Source organism: Spirillospora sp. NPDC046719, from assembly GCF_040645715.1.
Taxonomy (GTDB): domain Bacteria; phylum Actinomycetota; class Actinomycetes; order Streptosporangiales; family Streptosporangiaceae; genus Spirillospora.
The window spans coordinates 1-4,091 of record NZ_JBEYYT010000644.1 but is presented as its reverse complement, the minus strand read 5'-3'; the positions used below and the strand labels follow the sequence as shown (position 1 = coordinate 4,091).

Below are 4,091 nucleotides of genomic sequence, written 5' to 3'. Positions count from 1 at the left end.
AGGTGCTCGACCGCGTGCACGGCGCCGGTCGCGACGAGGTCGCGGTCGCCGGCGATGTAGAGGGCGGGCGGGCTGATCGGGGCGCGGTGCCAGGGCACGGATCCCCGGCGGCCGAAGCCGCCCGGCCCCGGCCGGGCCCCGTCGCACGGAGCATGAACGCCGTGGCCGGGCTTGCCCGGTGGCCGACGCCCCTTGGCGGGCGCCGGGCTAAGCGGGGTCCGGTGAGCCCGGTAGGCGCAGGACGAACGTCGCGCCTTGGCCCGGCTCGCTGCACACCGCCGCGGATCCGCCGTGCGCCTCGGCCAGCTGCCGCACGATGGCCAGGCCCAGTCCACTGCCGCCGGTCTGCCGGTTGCGCGACTTCTCGGCCCGCCAGAACCGGTCGAAGACGTGCGGCAGGTGCTCCGGCGCGATGCCCGGCCCGGTGTCGGCGACCTCGATCAGCACGTCGTCGCCGTCGGCGTGCGCGCGCAGGCTGACCCGCCCGCCGGCCGGCGTGTAGCGGACCGCGTTGGCGAGCAGGTTGCCGACCGCCTGCCGCAGCCGTACCGGGTCGGCGTCCAGCTGCGGCCGGCCCGTCACCTCGGCGGTCAGCACCAGGCCGGCGGCCTCGGCCGCGGCCCGGTAGACGGTCGCGATCTGCTCGACCAGGTCGGCCACGTCGACCGGCTCGGGGTGCAGCCGCAGCTTGCCCACGTCGGCGAGAGCGAGCTGCTGGAGGTCGTCGACGATGTGCTGCAGCAGCGTGGCCTCCTCGACCAGCGAGGCGGTCAGCGCCGGGCCCAGGTCGGCCACGCCGTCCTGGGCGGCCTCCAGCCAGCCACGGATGTTGCTCAGCGGCGTGCGCAGCTCGTGCGACACGTCGCTGACCATCGCCCTGCGTTGCCGCTCCAGCCGGTCCAGATGCTCGGACATCTCGTTGAACGCGGTGCCCAGCTCGCCGACCTCGCCCTTGGCGCGCACCGTGACCCGCGCCGAGCCGTCGCCGGCCCGCATCCGCCGGGCCGCCGCGGTGACCGCCCGCACCGGCCGCGCCAGCCGGGTGGCGACGAGGACGCTGACCCCGACCGCCAGCACGAGGATCACAGCGGTGACCCCAGCGATGCCGTACGGGTCGATGACCGGCGCGCGGTCGTCCGACGAGCCGATGTAGAGCAGCGCGGCAGGCGCGACGTACGGCTTCAGCTGGGTGCGGCGCGCGGTGGCCAGGCACTCGGCGGCCGACGCCGGAGCGGCCGGAGTGCCGGACTCGTCCAGCCACACGTCGACCTGGCCTCCGCGGCACCGCCGGACGAGAGCGGCGAGCTGGTCGAGCGCGCGCTTCTCGGTGGCGGTCGGACCGGGTGCGTCCGGCGAGCACGACTCGGGCGGCGCCGAGGGCTCCGGCACCGGGGTGGGCCGGTCCGCCGGCCTCCGGCCGGGTGCGCCGGTCGGCAAGGCGGGCGCGGTGGCCGGGGTGCTGGGCGCGGCCGTCGGCCGCTGCGACTCCTCCACCGGCCAGGTCGGTGGCGGGGAAGGTTTCAGCGTCGGTGAGAGCGCGCCCGGCGTCAGGACCACGCCCACGAGCCTGACCGCTCCGCCACCGGACGGTCGATCGAGCGCCGCTCGCGGTGGGGAGGGGGCGTATCCGGAAGGCGCGCCGACGGGTGCGCCCGGGCGGGTCGGGGCCGGAGCCGGGCCGCCCTCGCGACGAAGGTACGGGCGGCCACCGGGGCCGACGACGACCTCGGCGCGCTGGCCCTCGCGGCGAAGGCACGCGGCCTGCGCGTCGACCTCCCTGCGCAGCCGTACCCGCTCGGCGTCCGGCAGCCGGAACGGCCCGGCCGCACGCGCGTCGATCCGGTCGGTGGCCGCACCCGGGCCCAGCGAGACGTCGACGGCGAGCGGGTCGACGACGGCGGAGGGGCGCGCCGGCAGCGGCGGACGCCCGGCCGCCGAGTCCGCGATCCGGGCGCCGCCCTCGGTCGCCAGCGCGACCCGCTGGCCGCTCTCCCGGGCCAGCCCGCGCACGGTCTCCTCCACGCCGTCCCAGCGCGGGTGGCTCGCCGCGTAACCGAGCAGCGCGTCGTTGATCCGGGCGTCGCGGGCCAGCGTCCGCCCCTGCCGCTGCCGGATCTCGCCGGACGTGCTGCGCGCCGCCAGCCACGCGGTCGCCACGATCGAGCACACCGCGATCAGCACCGAGCTGGCGACCAGCCGGACGAGCAGGCTATGGCGCACGGTCGCCGACCAGCTTGTACCCGACGCCGTACACGGTGCACAGCCGGACCGGCCGCCGCGGCTCCGGCTCGATCTTCTTGCGCAGGTTCTTCACATGCACATCGACCGTGCGCTCGGTGATGAAGCGGTCGAAGCCGTGCAGGTGCTCCAGGAGCTGCGCCCGGGTGAGGACCCGGCCGGGCCGCGCGGCCAGCGCCTCCAGGATGCGGAACTCGGCGGGCGTGCACTCGACCTCGCGCCCGTCCGCGAGGACCGTGTGCCGTTCGGGATCCACCGTGATGCAGCCGACCCTGTACACCGGCTCGCCGCTTCCCCGCCCGGTGCGCCGCAGCAGCGTGCGCACCCGGGCCATCAGCTCGCGCGGGCTGTACGGCTTGGTGACGTAGTCGTCGGCGCCGAGGTCGAGGCCGCGCAGCAGATCGTCCTCGGTCGAGCGGGCGGTCAGCATGAGCACCGGGACGTCGGACTCGGCGCGCAGACCGCGGCACACGTCGAGGCCGTCGACGTCCGGCATCATCACGTCGAGGAGCACGAGGTCGGGGCGGCGCGCGCGAGCCTCGTCGAGCGCGGCGCGCCCGTCGTGGACGACGACCACCGAGTGCCCCTCGCGCTGGAGATAGCGGCGCAGCAGCTCCGCCTGCTTGGTGTCGTCCTCCGCGACCAGGACATTCGCGCACATGGCTCGTGAGCGTAGCCAAACCTCGACCGGCACCACGGGATCATCACATCGGCCTCACAGGTTCTTCACACTCCTCGGCCAGCATCTCGCGGCATGCGCCAAGTCAAGATCCACACCGGCACCCTGCTGGCCGCCGGCCTGATCGCCGGGCTGGCCGGCTGCGGCTCCTCGGACGACGGCGGATCGGGGGCCGGCCCGTCCGGCGCGGGCCGACCGGCGGCCGCCGCCGAGCCGCAGCAGTCCGGGCGGCAGCGCGCCGAGATAGCGACCGTGCGCGGCGGCCGGATCGCCGTGTACAAGCAGAAGGGCGACGGCGCGGTCTGGAAGACGCTGTCCAGCCCCAACGCGATGGGCGCCACCCGGGTCTTCCTCGTCGAGGCCAAGGACGGCGGCTGGCTCAAGGTGCTGCTGCCGGTCCGGCCCAACGGCAGCACCGGCTGGGTCAAGGCGTCCGACGTCGGGCTGTCGTCCACGTCCCACCGCGTGGAGATCGACCCGAAGGCGTTCACGTTCACCGTCTTCGACGGCGACAAGGTGCTGCGCACCGGCAAGGTCGCCACCGGCGAGGGCGGCACCCCGACCCCGGCGGGCCGCTTCTACTTCACCGAGCTGGTCAAACCGCCGAACCCCAACGGCGGCTACGGCGCCTACGCCTTCGGCCTGAGCGGGTTCTCGCCGACGCTGAAGACGTTCGCCGGCGGCCCGGGGCAGCTCGCCGTCCACGGCACGGACAAGGCGTCGGCGCTGGGCGGCAAGGCCAGCCACGGCTGCGTGCGGGTCAGCAATGACGACATCACCTGGATGGCCAAGAACCTGGCGATCGGCACGCCTGTCGTCGTCAAGGCATGAGAACACCACCGAAAGGACCATCGATGCGACTGAAGTCACTCATCGCGGCCGTCGCGCTGGGCGTCGGCCTGGCCGGCACCGGCATGGCCGCCGCCGAGGCCACCACCACCCCCAAGCCGAGCACCCCAGCGGCCTCCCCCACCCCGACCACTCCGACCGCTCCGCCCCGCGCTCCGGCCCCGAGCACTCCACCCGGCGCTCCGGCCCCGTCCCCGACCACGGCCCCCGCCCTGCCCCCCGGCAAGGCCATCCCCAAGATGCCGAACTACACCGGCTGACCGTGACCGCGGGCCCCCACCGCCATCCCGGGAGCGGGGACCCCCACCTGAGATACGGGGTGCAG

The 4,091-nt window shown here is 75.3% G+C and carries 4 protein-coding genes; 2 read left to right on the top strand and 2 right to left on the bottom strand.

Annotated elements, in window-relative coordinates:
* Window positions 1-207: 207 nt before the first annotated feature.
* Together ABZ914_RS47885 and ABZ914_RS47880 are read right to left on the bottom strand one after the other, a co-directional pair.
* Window positions 208-2,220 carry a sensor histidine kinase gene (locus ABZ914_RS47885; protein WP_500201286.1) on the bottom strand — a complete coding sequence of 671 codons (2,013 nt, stop codon included), beginning with the start codon at window positions 2,218-2,220 and terminating at the stop codon, window positions 208-210.
* Window positions 2,210-2,899 (bottom strand): response regulator transcription factor, encoded by a 690-nt coding sequence (locus ABZ914_RS47880; RefSeq protein ID WP_500201285.1) that lies wholly within the window; start codon window positions 2,897-2,899, stop codon window positions 2,210-2,212. The genes ABZ914_RS47885 and ABZ914_RS47880 overlap by 11 nt, the downstream gene beginning before the upstream one ends.
* Window positions 2,900-2,992: 93 nt before the next feature.
* Between ABZ914_RS47880 and ABZ914_RS47875 the strand changes: the two genes are divergently transcribed.
* Window positions 2,993-3,748, top strand: a complete 756-nt coding sequence (locus ABZ914_RS47875; protein WP_500201284.1) for a L,D-transpeptidase — start codon at window positions 2,993-2,995, stop codon at window positions 3,746-3,748.
* Between the two features lie 23 nt (window positions 3,749-3,771).
* Entirely contained in the window at window positions 3,772-4,026 is a 255-nt protein-coding gene (locus tag ABZ914_RS47870; protein WP_500201283.1) for a hypothetical protein, read from the top strand.
* Window positions 4,027-4,091 lie beyond the last annotated feature (65 nt).